Origin of the sequence: Actinomyces acetigenes (assembly GCF_031296635.1) — a bacterium.
Lineage (GTDB): Bacteria > Actinomycetota > Actinomycetes > Actinomycetales > Actinomycetaceae > Actinomyces > Actinomyces acetigenes.
This window is the reverse complement of record NZ_JASPFC010000023.1, coordinates 23,718-45,782: the sequence shown is the minus strand read 5'-3', so window position 1 is coordinate 45,782 and position 22,065 is coordinate 23,718. Positions and strand designations below refer to the sequence as shown.

17 protein-coding genes and 1 riboswitch are annotated in these 22,065 nt (G+C 69.9%); of the genes, 11 read left to right on the top strand and 6 right to left on the bottom strand.

Annotated features, from left to right (window positions below):
* On the top strand, positions 1–687 hold a 687-nt coding region (locus RIV14_RS09715), incomplete at its 5' end, for a 3-deoxy-7-phosphoheptulonate synthase (protein ID WP_309325163.1).
* Between the two features lie 77 nt (positions 688–764).
* Here the strand turns inward: RIV14_RS09715 and pknB are convergent.
* Complete coding sequence (gene pknB / locus RIV14_RS09710) at positions 765–2,792, bottom strand: Stk1 family PASTA domain-containing Ser/Thr kinase (RefSeq protein WP_075373679.1); 2,028 nt, start codon at positions 2,790–2,792, stop codon at positions 765–767.
* 98 nt (positions 2,793–2,890) lie between these two features.
* Positions 2,891–4,051: a polyprenyl synthetase family protein gene (locus RIV14_RS09705; protein WP_075373680.1), complete on the bottom strand. Its 1,161-nt coding sequence runs from the start codon at positions 4,049–4,051 to the stop codon at positions 2,891–2,893.
* 224 nt (positions 4,052–4,275) lie between these two features.
* Between RIV14_RS09705 and RIV14_RS09700 the strand changes: the two genes are divergently transcribed.
* The 5 genes from RIV14_RS09700 to RIV14_RS09680 all read left to right on the top strand — a co-directional run bounded on the left by RIV14_RS09700 (position 4,276) and on the right by RIV14_RS09680 (position 9,538).
* Complete coding sequence (locus tag RIV14_RS09700) at positions 4,276–5,922, top strand: RNA polymerase sigma factor (RefSeq protein WP_075373681.1); 1,647 nt, start codon at positions 4,276–4,278, stop codon at positions 5,920–5,922.
* Between the two features lie 105 nt (positions 5,923–6,027).
* Positions 6,028–6,116: riboswitch (TPP riboswitch) on the top strand.
* 1 nt (position 6,117) lies between these two features.
* Positions 6,118–6,948 carry a hydroxyethylthiazole kinase gene (thiM, locus tag RIV14_RS09695; RefSeq protein WP_075373491.1) on the top strand — a complete coding sequence of 277 codons (831 nt, stop codon included), beginning with the start codon at positions 6,118–6,120 and terminating at the stop codon, positions 6,946–6,948.
* Positions 6,945–7,607, top strand: a complete 663-nt coding sequence (thiE, locus tag RIV14_RS09690; protein WP_004565045.1) for a thiamine phosphate synthase — start codon at positions 6,945–6,947, stop codon at positions 7,605–7,607. The genes thiM and thiE overlap by 4 nt, the downstream gene beginning before the upstream one ends.
* Positions 7,604–8,431 (top strand): bifunctional hydroxymethylpyrimidine kinase/phosphomethylpyrimidine kinase, encoded by an 828-nt coding sequence (thiD, locus tag RIV14_RS09685; protein WP_075373465.1) that lies wholly within the window; start codon positions 7,604–7,606, stop codon positions 8,429–8,431. Before thiE ends, thiD begins: the two co-directional genes overlap by 4 nt.
* A gap of 204 nt (positions 8,432–8,635) precedes the next feature.
* Positions 8,636–9,538 (top strand): arginase family protein, encoded by a 903-nt coding sequence (locus RIV14_RS09680; RefSeq protein WP_075373466.1) that lies wholly within the window; start codon positions 8,636–8,638, stop codon positions 9,536–9,538.
* Positions 9,539–9,585: 47 nt separating this feature from the next.
* Here the strand turns inward: RIV14_RS09680 and RIV14_RS09675 are convergent, their stop codons facing one another.
* Positions 9,586–9,996: a rhodanese-like domain-containing protein gene (locus RIV14_RS09675; RefSeq protein WP_075373467.1), complete on the bottom strand. Its 411-nt coding sequence runs from the start codon at positions 9,994–9,996 to the stop codon at positions 9,586–9,588.
* Between the two features lie 221 nt (positions 9,997–10,217).
* Positions 10,218–10,490: a DUF7455 domain-containing protein gene (locus RIV14_RS09670; RefSeq protein WP_178387915.1), complete on the bottom strand. Its 273-nt coding sequence runs from the start codon at positions 10,488–10,490 to the stop codon at positions 10,218–10,220.
* A 168-nt stretch (positions 10,491–10,658) separates the two neighbouring features.
* On the opposite strand from RIV14_RS09670, the gene RIV14_RS09665 reads away from it, so the two are divergent.
* The 3 genes from RIV14_RS09665 to RIV14_RS09655 all read left to right on the top strand — a co-directional run bounded on the left by RIV14_RS09665 (position 10,659) and on the right by RIV14_RS09655 (position 14,982).
* A complete protein-coding gene (locus RIV14_RS09665) occupies positions 10,659–11,438 on the top strand; it encodes a hypothetical protein (protein WP_075373468.1) in 780 nt (259 codons plus the stop codon).
* A gap of 109 nt (positions 11,439–11,547) precedes the next feature.
* The gene (locus tag RIV14_RS09660) at positions 11,548–13,800 is read left to right on the top strand and encodes a DNA gyrase/topoisomerase IV subunit B (protein ID WP_075373469.1); all 2,253 of its coding nucleotides are present in this window, start codon (positions 11,548–11,550) and stop codon (positions 13,798–13,800) included.
* Positions 13,801–13,929: 129 nt separating this feature from the next.
* On the top strand, positions 13,930–14,982 hold the full coding sequence (locus RIV14_RS09655) for a GNAT family N-acetyltransferase (protein ID WP_075373470.1): 1,053 nt from the start codon (positions 13,930–13,932) through the stop codon (positions 14,980–14,982).
* A 691-nt stretch (positions 14,983–15,673) separates the two neighbouring features.
* Here the strand turns inward: RIV14_RS09655 and RIV14_RS09650 are convergent.
* Together RIV14_RS09650 and RIV14_RS09645 are read right to left on the bottom strand one after the other, a co-directional pair.
* Entirely contained in the window at positions 15,674–17,317 is a 1,644-nt protein-coding gene (locus tag RIV14_RS09650) for an amidohydrolase (protein WP_178387916.1), read from the bottom strand.
* A 69-nt stretch (positions 17,318–17,386) separates the two neighbouring features.
* Positions 17,387–19,933, bottom strand: a complete 2,547-nt coding sequence (locus tag RIV14_RS09645; RefSeq protein WP_075373471.1) for a DNA gyrase/topoisomerase IV subunit A — start codon at positions 19,931–19,933, stop codon at positions 17,387–17,389.
* A 151-nt stretch (positions 19,934–20,084) separates the two neighbouring features.
* Here RIV14_RS09645 and RIV14_RS09640 point away from each other — a divergent pair, with 151 nt between their 5' ends.
* Both RIV14_RS09640 and RIV14_RS09635 read left to right on the top strand, forming a co-directional pair.
* Positions 20,085–20,705, top strand: a complete 621-nt coding sequence (locus tag RIV14_RS09640) for a DUF5998 family protein (protein ID WP_178387917.1) — start codon at positions 20,085–20,087, stop codon at positions 20,703–20,705.
* An 11-nt stretch (positions 20,706–20,716) separates the two neighbouring features.
* Positions 20,717–22,045, top strand: a complete 1,329-nt coding sequence (locus RIV14_RS09635; RefSeq protein ID WP_143224250.1) for an alkaline phosphatase family protein — start codon at positions 20,717–20,719, stop codon at positions 22,043–22,045.
* Positions 22,046–22,065: the final 20 nt, after the last annotated feature.

The following is a 22,065-nucleotide window of genomic DNA, read 5'->3' as shown; positions in this document are numbered from 1 at the left end:
GGCGTCGACTTCGAGGCCCTGCGCCAGGTCGACTTCTACGCCGCCCACGAGGCCCTCCTCCTGGAGTACGAGGACGCCATGATCCGCGAGGACTCCCGCTCCGGGCGCCTCTACGACACCTCCGCCCACATGCTCTGGGTGGGGGAACGTACCCGAGAGGCCGACGGCGCCCACGTCGCCATCCTCGCCGGCGTCCACAACCCCGTGGGCGTCAAGGTCGGCCCCACCACGTCCCCCGACGACATCGCCCGGCTCATGGACCGTCTCAACCCCGAGGGCCTCCCCGGACGCCTGTCCCTCATCACCCGCATGGGCGCCGACCGCATCCGCGAGGCCCTGCCGCCGCTGGTGGAGGCGGTGCGCGCCGACGGACGCCCCGTCACCTGGATCACCGACCCCATGCACGGCAACACCATCACCTCGGACAACGGCTACAAGACCCGCCGCTTCGAGACGATCCTCGACGAGATCCGTGGCTTCTTCGAGGTGCACCGCTCCCTGGGCACTGCCCCGGGCGGCATCCACGTCGAGCTCACCGGCGACGACGTCACCGAGGTCCTCGGCGGCGGCGAGCACATCGACGAGGCCGGCCTGGCCGAGCACTACGAGACCCTCGTCGACCCGCGCCTCAACCACCAGCAGTCACTCGAAGTCGCCTTCGAGATCGCCGAGATGCTCAAGGGCTGAGAACACCCACTGAGCGCCCGCCTGCAGAGCAGGCGAAGCGTGGCCCGGTCCGCTGAAGCGGCACCGGGCCACGTTCGTCAGAAGATGTTGATGGTGACCTTGGAGCCCGGCTTGACGCTGGAGCCCGGTGCGGGATCGGTGGAGCGCACCGTCCCGAAGGGGCCACCCAGGCGCTTGTTGACCTCCACCTTGAGCCCGGCGTCCTCCAGAGCCTTCTTGGCCTCGTCCTGGCTCTTGCCGGTCACGTCCGGGACCGTCACCTTCTCCGGCCCCTTGGAGACGGTCAGGTCCACCGAGTCGCCCTTGTAGTAGCCCGAGGCCCCGGCGATGGGGGAGGAGGAGATGACGTTCCCCTTCGCTACGGAGTCGGAGTAGCCCTTGCTGACCTTACCCTTCTTCAGGCCGGCGTTCTCCAGGGCCTTCTTGGCCTCGTCCTCGCTCAGGCCGGTCACGTCGGGGATCGTGGCCGGCTCCTTGCCCTTGGAGACCACGATCGAGACCTTCTCGGTGTGCTTGATGACCTTGCCGGCCTTGGGGTCGCAGGAGACGACCTTGCCCGACTCCACGCTGGCGGAGTACTCCTCGGTGACGTCCCCCAGGGTCAGGCCGGCCGCCGTGATCGCGGCTGTGGCCTGGTCCTTGGTCTTCCCGACGACGTCGGGAACGGTCTTGGTCTCCACGCCTCGGGAGACGGTGGCGGTGACGGCCTGGCCGAGCCCCACCTTCTGGCCCGCCTTCGGCTGGCAGGAGACGATGCTGCCGGCCGGGACCGTGTCGGAGTAGGCGCGCTCGGGCGTGCCCCAGCTGAGCCCCTGCTTCTCCAGTGCGAGCTGCGCCTGGTCCTCAGACATGCCGACGATGTTGGGGACGGGAACTCTTCTGCCGGGACCGGCCGTCAGGTACCAGGTGGCGCTCGCCCCGGTTCCGGCCACGGCCAGCAGCCCGATGATGACCGCACGACGGCGGATGAAGTTGCCGGTGCCCTTCTTCGGGGCGGGGACGGCAGTGGTCTTCTGAGCGTCGGCCGCCAGGGCCTTGCGGGAGAGCGCACGTGTTCTCCCCTTGGAGTCCGGGCCGATGGAACCGATGGGAAGGGAGACGGTGCGCATCCCGGCGTGCGGCGAGGAGTCCTCGGCGGAGGAGTCGTCGGCGTCGTCCTGGGGCTCGTTGTCGATGGCTGAGCGGGCGGCCTGAGCATTGGCCGTCATGACCTGCTGGGTGCGGATGGAGCCGGTCCCGCCCCCGCGGCGCACGGAGAGCTCGGACTCGGTGAGCTCGTCGACGACGTTGCGCAGCAGTGCCAGCGCCTCGTCGGCGTCAGCCGGGCGCTCCTGCGGCTCACGGCGCGTCATGGTGGCCACGAGCTCGTCGACGTCGGCCGGCATGTCGGGCACCAGCTTGGAGGGCAGGGGAACGTCCTCGTGGACGTTGCGGAAGGCGATCTGAATGGGGGAGTCTGCGGTGAAGGGCTGCTGGCCGGTGAGGAGCTCGTAGAGAACCACCCCTGCAGAGAAGACGTCGGCGCGAGAGGTGGACTCCCCGGAGGTGATGAGCTCGGGCGCCAGGTAGGCGACCGTGCCCAGCACGTTGCCCGTCGTCGTCTGCGTCACCTCCGTGACCGCCCGGGCCAGGCCGAAGTCGGCCACCTTGGCCACCGAGCCGTCCGAGGGCAGCAGGACGTTCTCCGGCTTGATGTCGCGGTGGACCAGGCCGGCCCGGTGGGCCGCGCCGAGCGGACGCAGCAGCTGGGCCACCAGGCCCAGGGCCTCCTTGACCGACAGGGGTCCTGCCGCAATGAGGTCACGCAGCGTGGGCCCCTCGACGTACTCCATGACGAGGTAGGCGACCCCGTCGAGGCTGCCCTGGTCGAAGACGGCCACCACGCCCGGGTTGGACAGGCGTGCCGCGGCCCTCGCCTCACGGCGGAAGCGTGAGACGAAGTCGGGGGAGTCGGCCAGGTGGGCGTGCATGAGCTTGAGCGCCACGGTCCGGTCCAGGCGACGGTCATGGGCGCGGTAGACGGTGGCCATCCCGCCACGCGCTAGGCGGTCGACGATCTCGTAGCGAGAGTCGACCAACCGACCAATGAGGGGATCTGTCACCACCCCGCGATTCTACGATGCCGGTCGGGTGGTGACAGCCGCCGGCCGGATCGGGCGGGTAGTACTGCCCGCCTGGCGGGGTGCCCTGTTCCTGCACCGGATCAGGAGACTCGGTGTGTCAGCAGGTCCGCCAGCACCGCCAGGTCCTCCAGGGATGCGGTGCTCACCACGCCCTCGGTCCCGAGTCGTTCCAGCGCCCGGTTCCCGGCGTCGCGGTGCGCGGCAATGATCTCCTCGTGGGCGGCGCGCGCGCCACAGTCCTCGATGAGAGCGGTGACCTCGCCGATCTGCTCCTCCGTGGCCTCAGGATTGGCCAGGACGCTGCCAAGCAGGTGCCGGCCGGCCTCGTCGCAGCGCCCCCAGGTCAGGGCCAGCAGCACCGTGCGCTTGCCCTCGCGCAGATCGTCTCCGGCGGGTTTGCCGGTGGTCTGCGGTGAGCCGAAAACCCCCAGCTCGTCGTCGCGCAGCTGGAAGGCGATACCGACGTCCTCGCCGAAGGCGGCCAGGTGCTCGGCGGTGGTCCCGCTCGGGTCCAGGCCGGCCAGGAGGGCGCCAATGAGCAGCGGGTGACGCACCGAGTAGCGGGCCGACTTATGCCGCACGACCGACAGGGCGTCGCCCTGCATGCGCCTGGCCGCAGCGCCCGGCTCCCGGTCCCAGGGCAGGGGCAGGTTCTCGCTGCGCACGTCGAGGAACTGGCCCAGGGCCACCTCGGTGGTCATGGCGTCGAAGGCGGACCGGGCATGCTGCACCGCGCTGCTTCTGGTCTTACTGGAGGCGCGCGACGGCGCCAGCGCGCTCATCTGCTCTCCAGCCAGCGACAGCAGGAGGTCACCGAGCAGGATGGCGCCATTGGCCCCGAAGGTCTGCGGGCGTCCCAGCCAGCCCCGGGCCTCGTGGTCTCGAGCGAAGACGCGGTGCGCCGAGGGCAGGCCCCGCCGAGTGTCGGCACCGTCCATGAGATCGTCGTGGACCAGGGCACTGGCCTGGTAGAGCTCCAGGGCCGCACCCAGGTGGACGGCGTCGGAACCGGTCAGGCACTCGGCTCGCTGCTCCGGGGTGCTCAGGATCGCGCAGCCGACGGCCCCCAGGACGGCCCGCATGCGTTTACCTCCGCTCAGGACGCTCCCGGCGGCCTCGAGCAGCTCCGGGGTGGCCTGGCCCAGGTCCTCCCAGCGCCGGTGGCAGTCCTCCAGGACCTGAGTCAGGCGGTGCTCGACGGCGGGACGGACACGGCCCAGGGCCGCAGGCAGCGCACTCATGACCGCCAGAGTAGTCCCAGCTCAGACGTCAGGAGGGGTGGTGACTCCCCCGGTGGCGGGTTTGCTGCGGCGCGACGCGAGTGCGAACAAGGTGAGGTCATACTAAGTCGTCTGTGCGGAGATCCTGAGGAATAAACGCTACAATTCGGGGGTTGTCTACTGTGCCGGGTCGGGTTCCCATACCCCGTCACCGGCTGTCCGCCCGCCCACGCGAAAGGAACTCCGTGGCTTCTTCCACAGTGACGCGCTCCAGCACCGAGCTCACTGACGACGTCGACGAGACCCCGCTCGACGACGAGGACTTCGACCTCGACGACGAAGGAGACGACGACGCCGGCTATGACGACGAGGACTACGACGGCTCTGACGAGGACGACAACGAGGACTCCTCTGACGAGGACGAGGACCAGGATGACGACTCCGAGGCGCAGACCGCCCAGGAGGATGACGGTCCGGCCCCCGAGCTGCGCGACTACTACCTGGATGTGAGCCTGGAGGAGAACGGCGACGGCTCCAAGCGCAGCCCCTTCAACGACCCCGCCTCTCTCAAGGGGGTCCGCCTGGCCCCGGGGGCGACTCTCTTCGTGCGTTCACGCACGGTCGTGGAGAACCTGGAGATCGCCGGTCACGGCACCCTGGAGGAGCCCATCACGCTGGCCCCCTACGGACACGGCCCGGTTCCCCGGTTCGTCGTGGGTGACTCCGCCCCGATGGTGGCGCGTGACTACCTCGCTCAGAACGGCTACATCTTCCGCGGCTGGGTTATCAAGGGCATCAAGATGCAGCCCTCCATCGCAGCCCTGACCGGCGAGCTCGAGCGCATGCGCCGGGAGGAGGCGGAGAAGGCCGCCTCCAAGAAGTCCGGTAAGCGCGGCAAGTCCCAGGACAAGGACGGCTCCTTCACCGTCTCCGACTCCGATGAGGGTGACGAGCCCGCCCAGCGGGTCGTCACCGCCGGCGCCACCGCGGACCCGGTCAAGGACTACCTCAAGCAGATCGGTAAGGTCGCGCTGCTGAACGCCGAGCAGGAGGTCGAGCTCGCCAAGCGCATCGAGGCCGGCCTCTACGCCGAGCACCGCCTGGCTGAGGAGGGTAACGACCTACCGGCCAAGCTGCGCCGCGAGCTGCACTGGGTGGCCCAGGACGGTCAGAGGGCCAAGAACCACCTGCTGGAGGCCAACCTGCGACTGGTGGTCTCCCTGGCCAAGCGCTACACGGGGCGCGGCATGCTCTTCCTGGACCTCATCCAGGAGGGCAACCTGGGCCTCATCCGAGCTGTGGAGAAGTTCGACTACACCAAGGGCTTCAAGTTCTCCACCTACGCCACCTGGTGGATCCGCCAGGCCATCACCCGCGCGATGGCGGACCAGGCCCGCACCATCCGTATCCCGGTGCACATGGTCGAGGTCATCAACAAGCTCGCCCGCGTGCAGCGCCAGATGCTCCAGGACCTGGGACGTGAGCCCACCCCGGAGGAGCTGGCCGTCGAGTTGGACATGACCCCGGAGAAGGTCGTCGAGGTCCAGAAGTACGGGCGCGAGCCGATCTCCCTGCACACCCCCCTGGGTGAGGACGGGGACTCCGAGTTCGGTGACCTCATTGAGGACTCCGAGGCCGTGGTCCCGGCCGACGCGGTCAGCTTCACCCTCCTGCAGGAGCAGCTCCACGCCGTGCTGGACACTCTCTCGGAGCGCGAGGCCGGCGTGGTCTCCATGCGCTTCGGTCTGACCGACGGCCAGCCCAAGACCCTCGATGAGATCGGCAAGGTCTACGGGGTCACCCGCGAGCGCATCCGCCAGATCGAGTCCAAGACCATGTCCAAGCTGCGCCACCCCTCGCGCAGCCAGGTCCTGCGCGACTACCTGGACTGAGCGGACGGACCCTGACGAAGGAGCCCCGACGGCTCCTGTGTGTCGACGGCGTCGGCCCCGGAACCGCATGGGTTCCGGGGCCGACGCCGTCGATGCTAGTGTCTCGATCGTGACACGGGGTGCCACATGGCTGAGAACACACCCGTCGAACCTGTCCAGCTAGTACTGACGAAGGGATGTCACATGCACTGGGGCATGTCTACCCCAGCGGCGCTTGAGGCGGTACGCCGCCACGCCCCGCTGGTCTCCTGCATCACCAACACGGTGGTCACCAACATCACCGCTAACGTTCTCCTGGCTCTGGGCGCGGCGCCCGCCATGGTGGATATCACGGGGGAGGCGGGCCCCTTTGCCCGCGTCGCCTCCACGCTGCTCATCAACCTCGGCACGCCTCAGCCCGAGCAGCGGGACGCCGCCCGTGAGGCCGTGGCTGCGGCAGCCGACGCGGGCACGCCGTGGGTCCTCGACCCGGTGGCCATCGGCACGCTGACGCACCGCACTGCGCTGGCCCGTGAGCTCTTCGGCCGGGGACCGAGCGTCGTACGGGGCAATGCCTCGGAGATCCTGGCTCTGGCAGGAGACGGCAGCGGTGGGCGGGGCGTCGAGACCGCCGACGACGTCGCCGCGGCACTCGATCCGGCCTGCGACCTGGCCCGCAGCCACGGCTGCGTTGTCGCCGTCTCCGGGCCCGTCGATCTGATCACCGACGGCGAGAGCGTCATCCACGTTCAGGGCGGCTCCGCGCTACTGACCCGGATGACTGGCGGGGGCTGCGCTCTGGGTGCGGTGGTCGCGGCCTTTCTCGGGGCGGGGCGGAAGGAGGGCCTGGATGACGTGAGCGCCGTCGTCGCTGCGCATGCCGTCTACAGCGCTGCTGCCGAGCGAGCGGAGGTCCGATCAACCGGCCCCGGATCCTTCCCACCAGCCTTCCTCGACGCCCTGTACGCCCTTGAGATGCAGGACCTGCAGAACGTTAGCGTCAGTGCTACCAGCGCGACCACCGCCGCCGGGGGAGGGCCGGCATGAGGGCCGCACCGGACCTGTCGGTTTACCTCGTCACCGATGAGGGCCAGTGCCGCTCGCGCGGCAGAGACGTCCTGGCCACCGTTGAGGCTGCTGTCGACGGCGGAGTCACCTGCGTCCAGCTGCGCGCCAAGGGTACCGACGGCGGACTCTTCCTGACTCAGGTGCTGGAGGTGGCCGAGGTGATTGGTGATCAGGTCCCCGTCATCGTCAACGACCGCGTCGACATCTTCCTGGCGGCGCGCGATCAGGGAGCGCCCGTGGCCGGGGTACACCTCGGCCAGTCGGACCTGCCCGCCCGCATCGCACGCCGTCTCGTCGGGGAAGAAGCCTACCTCGGGCTGTCGGCCGCGACTCCCGACGAACTGCGCACCGCCCAAGAGCAGGGCGCCTGCGACCACGTCGGCATCGGCGTCGTTCATCCCACCGCCACCAAGGCCGACGCTCCGAAGAGCCTGGGGGTGAACGGCGTGGCGCGCATGGCTGCCCTGATCGATCTGCCTGCTGTGGCCATCGGCGGCATCACGGCCAGCGACCTGCCGGCCCTCCGGGCGGGTGGTCTGGCCGGTGCCGCCGTCGTATCAGCCATCTGCACGGCCGAGGACCCCAGGAGCGTCGCCGCCGACCTGCACCGTGCCTGGGACGAAGGATGTCGGCGATGAGCCAGCAGCGTTCGGCAACCGTGACCGCCTTGACCATCGCCGGCTCAGATCCTAGTGGTGGCGCCGGCATTCAGGCCGACATGAAGGCCATGAGTGCCCTCGGCGCCTACGCGATGAGCGTCATCACGGCGTTGACTGCCCAGTCAACGCGCGGTGTGGCCGGTGTGCACGCCGTGCCGGTCGACTTCGTCCGTCTCCAGATGGACACGTTGCTGGAGGACATCGTCCCCGATGCCACGAAGATCGGGATGCTCGCCACCGCCGAGCTGGCCGACGCGGTGGGGGAGTACCTGCCTGGACTCACTCATACGGTGCTCGACCCGGTCATGGTGGCCACCTCCGGGGACCGCCTTCTCGACGAGCAGGCGGTCGGTGCCGTGCGCCGTCTGTGCGCCAAAGCCGATCTCATCACTCCTAACCTCTATGAGGCGGCCGTCCTGCTGGGGGAGGAGCCCGCGGCGACCCTCGGTGAGCTGCGCAACCAGGCGCAGCGCCTGAGGGATCTGGGTGCACGTAGGGTCCTGGTCAAGGGTGGTCACCTGAGCGGTGACGCTGGTGACGCCGTCGATGTCTACGCCGATGCCGACGGCGTCGAGATCTTGTGCGGTCGCAGGGTATCCACGCAGAACACCCACGGCACGGGATGCACGCTCTCTTCGGCGATCGCCTCGCTGCGACCACGCCGGGCGACCTGGCTGGAAGCGGTGCGGGACGCCAAGGACTACCTCACCGGCGCCATCGCACACGCCGAGGCCCTGGGCGTTGGACACGGGTGCGGGCCCGTCCACCATTTTTACCGAGTCTGGATTAGAGCCGGATGGTAAATTATGTCGTTGTCATCGGCGACCTCCCCGGCTCACGCTGCCGAGCTTGCACAGGGTGGAGGTGCGGCGCCCAGTGCGTCCTTGACGACGGTGACCGCTCCCACCAGGCACCTCTGCATGTGAGACTTAGGACTGAGTCAGGTGGTGTACAGCCCGGGATCGTAAACTGGACACCGGGAGACTCCCTCGCTCAGGAGCACTGAGATGGTTGACGCACGCACCGCTCTCGCCCAGTCCGACACCCTTCGCCTCATCTGGCCCCAGTGGCAGGGGGCGGGAGAGGCCTCGGTGCGCAGCCTGCTGCCCGAGCTGCCCTACGGGGAGGCGCGGCGCGTCTATGCACTGGGAACCCGGGTGCTGACGGCGCTCCTGCCCGAGCACGCCGGTCCCACGGAGATCGTCCCCGTCAGCGATGAACCCACTGGCGAGGAGGTTCTCGTCACTAACGGCATGGAGTCGCGTGCCCAGATCCTGGCCGGGATTCGTGACGCCCGCGAGGCGATCGCCCGGCACGACGCTCCCAGGATCCTCACCCTGGGCGGGGACTGCGCTGTTTCCGTCGTCCCCTTCACCGAGCTCGCCGCCCGTTACGGAGACGACCTGGCCGTCGTCTGGATCGACTCCCACCCCGACATCGGCACCTCGCACTTCCAGCACCCCGGCTACCACGCCATGGCGGTCTCTCACATCATCGGTACTGGTGACGTCGAGGTGATGGAGGAGTTGGCGGCCTTTGTCTCCCCGAGTCGACTGACCCTGGCGGGCCTGCACTCCTGGACCGAGGACGGCTACCCCAACATCGCCACGTGGGGGCTGCACGCCTTCGGCCCGGCTGACCTGGGCGACTCGACGGAGCCCCTGCTGAGGTGGCTGGAGGCCACCGGCTGCAGCCGCGTAGCAGTCCATCTGGATGTCGACACCGTGGACGCCGATGAGGTCCGGCTGAGACTGGGCTACGATCGCGGCGGCCTGAGTGTGACTCAGACCAACCGCGTGATCAGGGATCTAGGGCGGGCGGCCGACGTCGTCGGCCTGACGATCGCCGAGTACGTGCCCCGGCAGGTCGTCGCCCTCACCCATCTCCTGGAGGGGCTGCCGCTTCTCTGAGTGATCGGGGCGGGCCGGGCGAGCTTCGCCCGCCGGGGCGACCGACGTCAGCCGGTGACGACCTTGGCCCCGGTGGTCTTCTTGGCGGCGTCGAGGGTTCCCAGCTCGGTGACTCCGGAGAAACCAGCGTTGCGCATGACGGCACTGGCCATCTTGGGCTGGTCGGCGGAGCCGTAGAGCTGATACTGGGAGCTGCGGTCCAGACCTGAGATCTGGCTGGAGAAGTCACCCGAGGAGAAGTCGTAGTTAACGGCCCCCTCCAGGTGCCCCTTCTTGAACTCCTCAGCCGAACGCAGGTCGACGATGACGACGGGTCCGGTGGCCTTCGCGTCCGCCGGGGCGGTGTGTGCTGAGGAGGCGGCGCTGGAGCCGGTGGATCCGGAGCATCCTGAAAGCGCTAACGTGCCGCAGAAGACGAGCAGGGCAGAGGTGGTCATGACGCGGAGAGAGCGTTTCACAGACAGTTCCTTCAAAGGTCACGCGGCTTCGTCGAGCCTGGATGGGGGCAGGTTGCTTCATTCAGCGCAAGGCTCTGTGCCGGGGGACTCGGGGTGGGAACAGGAGCAGGGCCTCAGGAATGAGGATATGCGGCATCCGGTAGAAAAAGACTGTGATACTCAGTGAACCGCAGTGCCGACTTCAGTGAAGAAGTCCACGTCGGCTGGGTCGACCGGCGCCGTCAGCTGCCGGCGGCCAGGCTCGCGGTCTCGTCCTGGAACAGCAGTGCGACCTCCTTGAGCTTCTCTGCGTGCTTGCGGGCGTGGTGACCGCAGAAGAAGAGCTCGCCGGTCAGCATGACGACTCGGACGTAGGCCTGCGCGTCGCAGACGTCGCAGCGGTCGGCTGTGGTCAGCGGGCGCTCGGCGGAGTCGGCGGCAGGAGCGGTCTGCTCGTCCAGGGTGGTCACCGCCTGCGCGGCGGTTGAGGTTCCGGTTGTGCTCATGGACCGCATTGCATCATGACGCGGACGCTTCCACCCGCCCGAGGCGGCCGTTTCCGCCTGAGGCGCACGCGCTTTCGCCCACGGCGCACGTCACCACGGAACTGATCGGTCGGGTGAATGCTGGAAGGTAACCGTGGCGAGCTGTCAGCCCGCAGGAATCGGGAGGGAGCAGTCAGGATGTCGGTGGTGCAGGAGTTCCGCGACCGTGAGATCGCGAGCCTGGAGCGCTCGGGTTGGGCGACCAACGCGGTCCTTCGGCAGAGGCTGGAGGCCGTGGGGCTACGAGCGCCCGCCGAGGTCGTCGCCGAGTGCTTGGACGAGGATGCAGGAGTCGGAGGTGGCGCCGGTGCCCGCTGGGAGCGGGCCGAGCGCGCGGTGGCCCACTTAAGGGAGCACTTCGCCTCATTCCGCTTCTCCGACGACGTCGACTACGGACTCCTGGCGATCCCGGCCACCGACCGACTCGACACCCGCGGGGCCATTGATCCTGGCATCCGCCGCGGTCAGCAGCCCGATCTGACCGAGGACTTCGTCGACCCGGCCCTGGGGGAGGGAACTGACCTCAGCGCCTCCGTCGGAACTGCCGCCGGGACCATGCTGGGCAAGGACGGTTGGATGGTGGTGGCCGGCGTCGTCGGCCAGTACGGAATCTCGGCGGGAAGCCATGAGGACATCACCGCCGCTCCTACGGAGCTCTTCGAGGTCGACGGTGTCGACACCCGCACCCTCATGACCCGTCAAATCTGGGGAGCCCGCCTCCTGCAGTGCTCGCCCGGGCTCGTCCCCGACTCGGACTACGCCGAGCGATGGACCTTCACGCTCTTCCCTGCCGAGGGGCTGGTGGACGGGCAGGCCGCCTCGGGTACCGTGCTCAAGAGGCGGGTGCGCTTCCGGCTGGGTAAGGCGGGCCGTGGGATCGGCAGCGCGCGGGTGAGCCCCGCCCTTCCGCTGACGTAGCGGTCGTGGCGGCCCGTGGCGGCCTCGGTAGCTGCATGACGTATGACGCCACAGGCCTGCCGCGGCGAGGCACAAGGCACCAGCGGCACTGATCGGCTAGATTCCCAGCGTGCCCTCATCTGAGAACAAGACCAGCCGGGGCGACTACTCCGCCCGCCACCTCTCCGTCCTGGAGGGGCTCGAGGCCGTGCGCAAGCGCCCGGGAATGTACATCGGCTCCACCGACCAGCGCGGTCTCATGCACTGCGTGTGGGAGATCGTCGACAACGCCGTCGATGAGGCCCTCGAGGGGCACGGCGACGACATCTCGGTGACCGTCCACGACGACGGCTCCATCGAGGTGCGCGACAACGGGCGCGGCGTGCCCGTGGACATTGAGCCCTCCTCCGGCCTGACCGGCGTCGAGCTCGTCTACACCAAGCTGCACGCCGGCGGGAAGTTCGGCGGAGGCTCCTACGGCGCCGCCGGCGGCCTGCACGGCGTGGGGGCGTCCGTCGTCAACGCCCTGGCCGAGCGCATGGACGTCGAGGTCGACCGCGGCGGCAAGACCTACGCCATGAGCTTCCACCGCGGCGAGCCCGGCATCTTCGACGACTCCGCCGGGCGCAGCCCCTCCTCACCCTTCACCGGCTTCACGAAGGCCTCCGAGCTGCGCGTCATCGGCAAGGTGCGCCGCGGCGTGACCGGCACCCGGGTCCGCTACTGGGCCGACCCCCAGATCTTCCCCAAGCCCACCGAGTACGACGCCGCCGCCCTGCGCGCCCGCCTGCGCCAGACCAGCTTCCTCGTCCCGGGCCTCACCCTGCGCCTGGAGGACAAGCGCCCCAAGGCCGAGGCCATCGCCGCCTCCACCACGCCGGCCGCCGACGCCGGCGAGACCGACGACGCCGTCCACGAGGTCACCCTGCGGGCGGCCGCCAAGAACGCCACTGAGAACCGCGGCGACCTGTTCGACACCGGCGATGACGACGACGTCGAGGTCTTCCAGGCCCTGGGCGGCACCGCCGACTTCGTCGACTTCCTGGCCTCCGACGGCTCAGTCACCGACACCTTCCGCCTCACCGGCGAGGGCACCTACACCGAGACCGTCCAACAGCTCGACCGTGCCAGCGGGCACCTGCGGCCCGTCGAGGTCGAGCGCACCTGCATGGTCGACGTCGCCCTGCGCTGGGGGATCGGCTACGACACCACGGAGCGCTCCTTCGTCAACATCATCGCCACCCCCATGGGCGGCACCCACCTGACCGGATTCGAGCAGGCCCTCACCAAGGTGCTGCGCAAGCGCATCGAGGCCGACTCCCGGGCCCTGAAGCTCACCGCCAAGGACGGGCGCGTCGAGAAGGACGACATCATGGCGGGCCTGACCGCCGTCATCACCGTGCGCGTGCCCGAGCCCCAGTTCGAGGGCCAGACCAAGGAGGTCCTGGGCACCGGGCCCGTGCGCCAGATCGTCTCCAAGGTGGTTGAGCGCGAGCTCACCGCCCTGCTGACCTCCTCCAAGCGGGACCTCAAGGCCCAGGCGCGTGCCCTGGAGGAGAAGATCGTCGGCGAGATGCGCGCCCGCGTCTCAGCGCGCCTGCACAAGGAGATCACCCGCCGCAAGACGGCCCTGGAGACCTCCTCCCTGCCGGCCAAGCTCGCCGACTGCCGCAGCGACGACGTCGCCGCCTCCGAGCTGTTCATCGTCGAGGGCGACTCCGCCCTGGGAACCGCCAAGAACGCGCGCAACTCCGAGTTCCAGGCGCTCCTGCCGATCCGCGGCAAGATTCTCAACGTGCAGAAGGCCTCCCAGGCCGACATGCTGCGCAACGTCGAGTGCTCGGCCATCATCCAGGTGGTCGGCGCCGGCAGCGGACGCACCTTCGACCTGGAGGCCGCCCGCTACGGCAAGGTCATCCTCATGACCGACGCCGACGTCGACGGCGCCCACATCCGCACCCTCCTGCTGACCCTCTTCTTCCGCTACATGCGCCCCATGATCGAGGCGGGCCGGGTCTTCGCCGCCGTCCCGCCCCTGCACCGCATCGAGGTCTCCGGCTCGGGGCGGCGCAAGAAGGAGATCATCTACACCTACTCCGACGAGGAGCTCGTCGCCACTCTGCGCCGCCTGGAGCGCGCGGGCCGCAGCTTCAAGGAGCCCCAGCGCTACAAGGGCCTGGGGGAGATGGACGCCCACCAGCTCGCCGAGACCACCATGGAGCCCCAGCACCGCACCCTGCGGCGCATTACCCTGGGGGATGAGGCCCAGATCATGGAGGCCGAGTCCGTGTTCGAGCTTCTCATGGGCTCATCGGTTGAGCCCCGCCGCGACTTCATCGTCGAAGGCGCCCGTGATGTTGATCGCGAGCGCATCGACGCCTGATCCCCGCGTCAGGTCTCGGCCACTCCTTCAGGTAGGGTCAGTAACCTTCGTGTCACGGCCCGCCGCAGGTCGAGGCGCGCTGCTTACTGACTGATCGTCTTTTTTCATCCTCATGAGGGAGGTGCACTCATGGCACCCGGTTACGGTATCCGCCGGGCGGGGTCCTCACCGTGGCCCATCCTGCGCCCGGGTCCCCGTTCGTCCCTGTCGCGGGAGCTGTCCTGGCGGCCGCTGGGCCCGGAGGACAACCACGAGCTGGCCGCGCTCATCGCTCGGGCCGAGGACGTCGACAACCCGCCCTACCGCACCAGTGAGCAGGAGACGGCCGAGTACTTCCTTGACCCCACCTACTCCGGTGTCGCCGGGCGCGACGCTGACGGCGTCATGCGCGCCTTCGGCTTGGTGCGCCTGCGCCCAGCCGGGGAGATCTACGCCTCCATGACCGGCACCGTGGACCCGGCCGTACGCAAACGCGGCATCGGTCGTGCCCTCCTGCACTGGCAGGCCGAGCGGGCCCGCCACCTCGTGGGTGCCGAACGAGCCGGCACCGTGGCGGGCAAGGGCTCGACCCGGGTCCCAGCCCACGTGGTCACCACCGTCATGGAGGATGACAAGCGCATGCAGGGGCACCTGGCGGACATGGGTTTTGAACCGACGCGCTGGTACCGGGAGGTGCGCCGTTTCCTCGGCGACGAGATCCCCGAGGTGGACCTGGACGGCTTCATCACCATCGACCCGTGGACCCCCGAAATCGACGACGACGTCCGCCGTGCCTACAACCAGGCCATGGCCGAGACCTGGAAGGCGGAGAACGTCACCCCCGAGGACTGGACCGCAGGCAGTGCCTATTTCGCCCCCCAGTGGAGCTTTGTGGCCATGGACCGCTCCGGGGACCGGGCCCGGGTCGCCGGCTACCTGCGTTCGGGCCGCTACGAGCAGGACTGGCAGGCACTGGGCTGGCGGGAGGGCTACACCGACGTGCTCGGGGTCCTCAGCGACTACCGCCACCGCCGGATCGGGCCCGCGCTGCTGGTGGCCGCCATGCGCGCCTACGCCGCCGACGGCATGGAGTACGCCGCCGCCGGCGTCGACACCGACAACCCCAGTGGTGCCGTGGACCTGTACGAGTCCCTGGGCTACGTGCCCACCCGCGGCACCATCCTCTACGCCCTCGACGTCTGAGCGGGGCCTTCGTCTCCCGGGCGGTTTGTGCTGTCTCCTCACTTGGGAGGCGTTCGCTCGGACGGGAATCCGGGACAGGCTGGTGGTCCTGGAGGCGACGAGGCGCGGAGGGAAGAGGCCTGGCGGTTCCTGGCAGGTCGCTGGTGTCCACAGCGCTGACATCAACCCCGCATCGGGGCTGCGCGTCGGGGAGGAACCGCAGGATTCCAACGATCCCCGCTGGGTGCTTCGATGGCAGGCTCGTTCATGTCAGCGCTGTGGACACCGGGCCGCGCAGGAGTGAGTCCGGGGTTCTTACGGCATAGCCCGACGCCTCCGTCACAGGTCCTCCTGCACCGCTCCCTGCCCGCCGTCTGCGCAGGGGCCCGGAGGTCATGGTTCGACGCCGGCTCCGCCCCGCTCCGCCCCGAGTCGGTCTACTCCACGAGGGTCGGGATCTACTGACCAAGGGTTGTGCGTACTGCACGAAGGCCCCACCTACCCGCAGTACCCCCAACCCTCCTCCAGTAGCACCCCCCTCGTGCAGTGCATCCAGACGACACCGGCAGCCACCACAGTCACCGAGCCGGCCCCCTCCGACAAGCCCAAGCAGCAGCTCTCCGATCTGGCACACCCACTCCAGCGGTGTCTTGAGACGTCATGACACCCGAAACCCTCAGAAGACATGAGACAACACAGTCTCCCGGGAGGCTCACCCTCGCAGGTGGGCCACAGCTCCGGCCACCACGGTGGCCACTGGGCGAACACCCGCCAGCTCCTCGGCCCCCAGGCGCAGGGGGTCCTCGGCCAGGAGCACCAGGTCGGCCTGAGAGCCCACCGCCACCGGACCGGCCCCGTTGACACTGGCCGCCAGCGCCTCCTCCGCCGTCAGCCGCTGATCCGGCGACCACACCGAGCCATCCGGCGTCCGGCGCCCCACGGCCGCCGACATGGCCAGCCACGGGTCCAGGGGCGCCACCGGCGCGTCCGAGCCCAGCTGGAGCAGGGCCCCGGCGGCCACCATGTCCGCGAAGGCGTAGGTGCGCCCCTCCAGCCCCGGCCACACCCGGCCCACGGCCGCCCAGTCGTCAATGAGGTGGGCCGGCTGAACCGACAGCTCGATGCCGCAGCCCACGAGGCGCCTGAGCGCCCCGTCAGGCTCATCGAGGGCGTCGGCCGGCAGCAGCTGGGCGTGCTCCAGGCGCCCGGCGGCACCCGAGCGAGCGAAGGCCGCGGCGACGTCGTCGACCGCCGCGTCCCCGATGGCGTGGACGGCCATCTCATAACCCTGCCGGGAGGCGTGGGCCATGAGGTCTGTGAGCTCGGCCCGGTCGATGTTGACCACGCCGCAGGTGTGCTCCAGGCCCAGCTCGGCCGGATAGGGCTCGCACGTGTGCGCGCTGCCCGAGCCCATCGAGCCGTCTGCGATCACCTTGAGCGGCCCCTGAACCAGCACCGGGGAGCCGTCGGGCAGGTGGGGTGAGCCCGCCAGCTCTGTCCCGGTGCGCAGGCCCCTGGCGATCCACCGCTCCAGCTTGTCGCGGTAGACCCCGATGCGGATACGGGGCAGCACCTCAGGAAGGACGCCCTGGTCCGCCATGGCCCGCAGGCGCCGCGGCCAGTCATCGGGATCCTCCGACCAGCTCATGTCAACCACGCCGGTGATGCCCCGGGACAGCATGTCGGCCAGGACCTGCCGGTAGCCGGACTCCCGCAGCTCGCGCGTCCCGGGCACCTCATCGAGGCGGTCCAGCAGGGCGAACCACGGATCCTCCTTCATCGGCGCCCCCGGGTCCTGGGCGCTGGCCCCCGGTAGGCCCAGAGCCCGCAGCGCCGCCGAGTTCAGCCACCCAGAGTGCACGTCCCCGGAGATGAGCAGCGTGGGAGTCTCCCCGGTGACTGCGTCGAGCTCGGCGACCGTGGGCACCCGGGGCCAGTTGGACAGACGGTGCCCGAATCCCTGGATCGTGGCCGGCCGCGAACCCGCCGGCAGCTCCCGCAGCGCCCGGGCCACCAGTTCCAGGGCCTCCTCGGCGCTGCGGGTGGCCAGCGTGTCGATGCGCGCCGAGCGCGCCGCCTCCATGTCCAGGTGGGCGTGAGCGTCCCACAGACCGGGAATGAGGAAGGAGCCCTCGGCCTGAAGGACCCGTACCCCGGGAGCACCCAGCTCCTGCCCGACCTCGACGACCCGGCCTACCTCGATGCGCACATCCACGGGCTCACCCGGGGACGGTGGGTCGTCCAGGGCGCCAGGGTGCGAATCCCTGCGGCGCAGCGCCCCCAGCTCGGTACGGGACCGGAAAGGGACGATGCGCGCGTCCCTGATGAGCAGGTCTGCGGAGGGTTGATCAGCCATGCGCCACTTTAGGCACAGCCGCCCTGCTCGCGGGCGGATCTCCGGGATGCTGCTGCTACTACATCCCCGTCAGCCGATTCCGATGATGGGAGCCGGCAGCGGTGAGCCGGAGCCGTCGCGCCGCTCATCGGGTTCCGGCAGCGCGACCGGCTTGCCGCCCTCGCGCAGCGCCCTAGGCGGGGCCACCCCCACCCAGGCCACCACCAGCTCGTCCTCACCGCGCAGGAAACGGTGAGAGCGAACCCCGCCCGTGGCCCGTCCCTTCGCCGGGTAACGATCCAAGGGCGTGACCTTGACACTGCCTCCTCCGGTGCCCGGAAGCGAGCCCTCGGAGCCCGCCACCGTCACCACGATGGCCTCGGCCAGGAGCTCCTCAGGAACCGCAGCACCGGCGATAACCCGGGCGCCCTCATGCAGCGAGATCCCCGCCATCCCACCGGCGCCCCGGCCCTGCGGACGCACCTTGGCGGCCTGGAACCGCAGCAGCTGGGCGTCGGAGGTCACCAGGGCCAGGAAGTCCGTGTCCGCGGCGGTGCCCGCGAAGACCACCCGGTCGCCCTCGGACAGGGAGATGACTTCCCAGCTCTCAGCGTTCCTGGGCTCGTCGCCGGGCTTGACCCGCTTGATGACGCCCTCAGCCGTGGCCAGGACGATGGGAGGGTTGTCGGCCGACCCCACCGGGACCAGCCCCACCACCTTCTCCTTCGGCTCGATGTCCACCAGCTGGCGAACCTGAGTCGCACCGGCCAGCCCCGGGGCCCCCTCGGTGCGGGGCACCTCCGTGGTGGAGACGACGTCGAGCAGCACGAGCCGTCCGGTGTCGGTGACCGCGCCGATGCGCCCACGCGCCGTGGTGGCCACCTGAGAGGTCAGGGCGTCGTGGGGCTGGCGCCCGCCGGTGCGGGCCACCGGCTCGGCGCCGGGGGTGCGCGCCACCAGTCCGGTGGCCGACAGCATCACCCGGCACGGGTCGTCAGGGACGGTCAGCGGCACCGGGGAGGCGCTGGGCATGAGCGTCATCGGCTGAGCGGAGGCACCGGCCGGCTTCGCACCCCCACCTGAGGCGGGGGCGTCGTCCGCAGTCGCGGCGACGGCGGCCGACGACGTCACGCGCTCACCGGAGGCCTCCAGCAGTACCGTGCGCCGCGGGGTGCCGAACTGCTCGGCCACGGCCGCCAGCTCCCGGGAGACCACGCGCCGCAGCAGCGCGTCGTCGGCCAGGATCGCCTCGAGGGACTCGATCTCCCGAGCGAGCTCGTCGCGCTCCTTCTCCAGCTCGATGACCGAGAACTTCGTGAGCCGGCGCAGCTGGAGCTCCAGGATGTAGCCGGCCTGCGGCTCGGTGAGGTCGAAGACCTGCATGAGCCGGGTGCGCGCCGTGGCGGCGTCGTCGGAGGAGCGGATGACGGCGATGACCTCATCGATGTCGAGGATGGCGATGAGCAGGCCGTCCACCAGGTGGGCGCGCTCGCGACGCTTGCCCAGACGGAACCGGGTGCGCCGAGTGACCACCGTGAGACGGTGACGTACGAACACCTCCAGCAGCTCGCGCAGCCCCAGGGTGTGGGGCTGACCGTCCACGAGGGAGACGTTGTTGATGCCGAAGGAGTCCTCCAGCGGCGTGTGCTTGTAGAGCTGGGCCAGGACGGCCTCGGGGTTGTAACCGTTCTTGACGCTGATGACCAGGCGGGTTCCGTGCCTGCGGTCGGTGAGGTCGGCGACGTCGGTGATGCCCTGGAGCTTCTTGGAGCCCACCGCCTCCTTGACGCGGGCGATGACCTTCTCCGGTCCCACCATGTAGGGCAGCTCGGTGACCACGATGCCCTTGCGGCGCGGTGAGATGGACTCCACGTGAGCGGTGGCCCGCGTGAGGAACTTGCCCCGCCCCGTGCGGTAGGCCTCCCGGATCCCGTCCAGGCCCACGATCATGCCGCCGGCGGGCAGGTCCGGCCCCGGCACGAAGGCCATGAGATCCTCCAGGCTCGCCTCGGGGTGAGTCAGCAGGTGCCGGGCGGCGGCCACCACCTCCACGAGGTTGTGCGGCGGCATGTTCGTGGCCATGCCCACCGCGATACCCGCCGCACCGTTGACCAGCAGGTTCGGGAAGGCCGCCGGCAGCACCTCGGGCTCGGTGAGCGTGTAGTCGTAGTTGGGGGTGAAGTCGACCGTGTCCTCATCCAGGTCCGCCGTCAGCGCCAGGGCAGAGGCGGCCAGACGCGCCTCGGTGTAACGGGGGGCCGCCGGGCCGTCGTCCAGGGAGCCGAAGTTTCCGTGGCCGTCGATGAGCGGCAGGCGCATCGTGAAGGGCTGGGCCAGGCGCACCAGCGCCTCATAGATCGCGGTGTCCCCGTGGGGGTGGAGCCGACCCATGACATCTCCCACGACCCGGGAGGACTTCACGTGCGGACGATCCGGGCGCAGCCCCATGCGATCCATCTGGAACAGGATGCGGCGCTGAACCGGCTTGAGCCCGTCGCGGGCGTCGGGCAGGGCGCGCGCGTAGATAACGGAGTAGGCGTACTCCAGGAAGCTGGTGCGCATCTCCGTGGACAGATCGAGGTCGACGATCTCCCCGTCGGTCGGGGGAGGAGTCCGGGTGGTGGCAGACTTCGGCATGGGCGCATTCTCCGAGGAATCGGGCCGAAAACAAACCACGACACCCGGGCGTGACAGGTCAGACGCACCCGCCGGCAGCAATCGGCCCGCCTCGAGCAAGGGCATACCGACGCTCGACGACGAAGGGGCGGACGATGGCACAATGGCGACCATGACGACCCACTCAGGCCGCAGCTCGGCCGCCGGTCCCGCCTCGCGCGAGGCGTCGCAGGAGGCCTTCGCAGACCTGGTGCAGCAGGTGGAGCTCGCCGGCTACTACCCCGAGCTGGTGCTCGACACCCTCCGCCTGGCTGTGGGTGAGGAGGAGATCCTCTCCGGCATGGTCCAGGCCGAGACCACCTTCGCCGAGGCGGTCCACCGTCACCTGACCGTTCTGGCCCTGACCCCCAGCCGCCTCATCATCGTCCACGTTGACGACACCCCCGGTGACGACGGCAGCCCCGGCGCCCTGGCCACCAGCGAGGCCGTTCCGCTCAGCCGTATCCGCTCCATGGCCCTGACCCGTGGCGTGGTCGACCCGGCCCAGGGCGGCGGAACCCTCACCGAGATGACGATCGCGATCTCCTGGGGCTCGGTGCGCCGTATCGACATGGAGCCGGCCACCTGCGGCGACCCCGACTGCCAGGCCGACCACGGCATGACCGGCGTGTCCGTTCCCGACGACGTCGTCATCCGCGTGGCCGCGGGCGTGGAGGGCGCTGCCGCCCTGGCCCGTGCCGAGACCTTCGCCGGCCGGCTCTCCCAGATGGCGGCTCGCGCCGCCACCCTGTGACGGGGCCGGTCATGGGAACCCGGAGCGCCAGCGGGCAGCCCGCATCGGCTCCCGCTACGGACTGCCCGCAGGATCCGGCGCTTCGTTATGTCCTGGCGGTCGGCGCTGTCAGTGCCGGACTGGTCTTGGCTGACACCGGGCATGACGGCGATATCGACGTCAGCCCCACCGGTGAATCCGCTGAGCCAGTCGTCTGCGACGCCCGGGCCCGCGCGGTCGCCCACAGCTGGGGGATCGAGCCGGCCGGTGAGCCCGGGCAATCCGGTGGTCCGGGAACCGTCGTCGTCCTCGTGGACGGGCTGGGCCTGGAGATGCTCCGTCAGCGTCGTGGACACACCCCCACCTTGCGTCGGTGGCTGGCACAGCGCGAGACCGCAACTGTCGGCACCGGTGCAGGAATCCTCACCTGCCGGCCCTCGACGACGGCTGCGGCCCTGACCATGCTGGGTACCTCCGCCCTGCCCGGCGCCACCGGCATGGTCGGCTACTCGGTGCTCAACCCCCGCCTGGGGCCCGCTCTTGACCCCTCCGCCGTCCCCGGCCCCGACCAGGTCCTCAGCCTCATCACCTGGAAGGGCGACAACGTCCCCAGCCCCAGGTCCTGGCAGGACGTGCCCACGATCTTCGAACGGCTTCCGGCTGGGAGCGCGGTGAGCATCGGGCCGACCCGCTTCGCCGGTTCCGGCCTGACCGAGGCCGCCCTACGGGGCGCCTCGCACCTGGGAGCCGACCGGCTGGAGGACCGGCCGGGTCTGGCCGCCGGCGCCCTGCGCCGCGGCACCCCGCTGGTCTACCTCTACGTCGGCGAGCTGGACAAGACCGGTCACAAGCACGGGTGGCTCAGCGAGCAGTGGCTGGCCCAGCTCGAGCGCCTCGACGCTGCCATGGCCGAGCTGGTCCGCCGCGTCCCCGCCGGAACCAGGATCCTCCTCAGCGCCGACCATGGCATGGTCGACACCGATCCCGACCACCGCATCGACCTGAGCGCCCACCGTGAGCTCGCCCGCGACGTCGTCGCCGTGGCCGGCGAGCCCAGGCTGACGCACCTGCATGTCGCTTGCGGCGACGTGGACCTCGCCGCCGAGGTGGCTCAGCGCTACCGCCACGTTCTGGGGGAGCGGGCGATGTGGATCGGGACCAGGGAGCAGACCGGCGAGCACCTGGGCGCCCTCGGAGCGCGAGCACGAGGCGTCGTCGGCGACGTCGTCGTGGCCATGGCCGAGAACTGGGTCCTCGTGGACCCCCGGGTCCACTCTGAGTCCGCCATCGCCATGCCAGGCGTCCACGGCTCCTTCACCCCGGCCGAGACCGAGGTGCCGCTGCTCATCACCGAGGCCTGAGGTCCCGGTCCCGGCTACTC

Bases quoted from the DNA above. Each gene is read 5' to 3' on its own strand.
- RIV14_RS09705 (WP_075373680.1), bottom strand. From the start codon at position 4,051: ATGAGTGCGCTGCCTGCGGCCCTGGGCCGTGTCCGTCCCGCCGTCGAG.
- thiM (WP_075373491.1), top strand. From the start codon at position 6,118: ATGTCTACCCCAGCGGCGCTTGAGGCGGTACGCCGCCACGCCCCGCTG.
- thiE (WP_004565045.1), top strand. From the start codon at position 6,945: ATGAGGGCCGCACCGGACCTGTCGGTTTACCTCGTCACCGATGAGGGC.
- thiD (WP_075373465.1), top strand. From the start codon at position 7,604: ATGAGCCAGCAGCGTTCGGCAACCGTGACCGCCTTGACCATCGCCGGC.
- RIV14_RS09680 (WP_075373466.1), top strand. From the start codon at position 8,636: ATGGTTGACGCACGCACCGCTCTCGCCCAGTCCGACACCCTTCGCCTC.
- RIV14_RS09670 (WP_178387915.1), bottom strand. From the start codon at position 10,490: ATGCGGTCCATGAGCACAACCGGAACCTCAACCGCCGCGCAGGCGGTG.
- RIV14_RS09665 (WP_075373468.1), top strand. From the start codon at position 10,659: ATGTCGGTGGTGCAGGAGTTCCGCGACCGTGAGATCGCGAGCCTGGAG.
- RIV14_RS09655 (WP_075373470.1), top strand. From the start codon at position 13,930: ATGGCACCCGGTTACGGTATCCGCCGGGCGGGGTCCTCACCGTGGCCC.
- RIV14_RS09650 (WP_178387916.1), bottom strand. From the start codon at position 17,317: ATGGCTGATCAACCCTCCGCAGACCTGCTCATCAGGGACGCGCGCATC.
- RIV14_RS09645 (WP_075373471.1), bottom strand. From the start codon at position 19,933: ATGCCGAAGTCTGCCACCACCCGGACTCCTCCCCCGACCGACGGGGAG.
- RIV14_RS09640 (WP_178387917.1), top strand. From the start codon at position 20,085: ATGACGACCCACTCAGGCCGCAGCTCGGCCGCCGGTCCCGCCTCGCGC.
- RIV14_RS09635 (WP_143224250.1), top strand. From the start codon at position 20,717: ATGGGAACCCGGAGCGCCAGCGGGCAGCCCGCATCGGCTCCCGCTACG.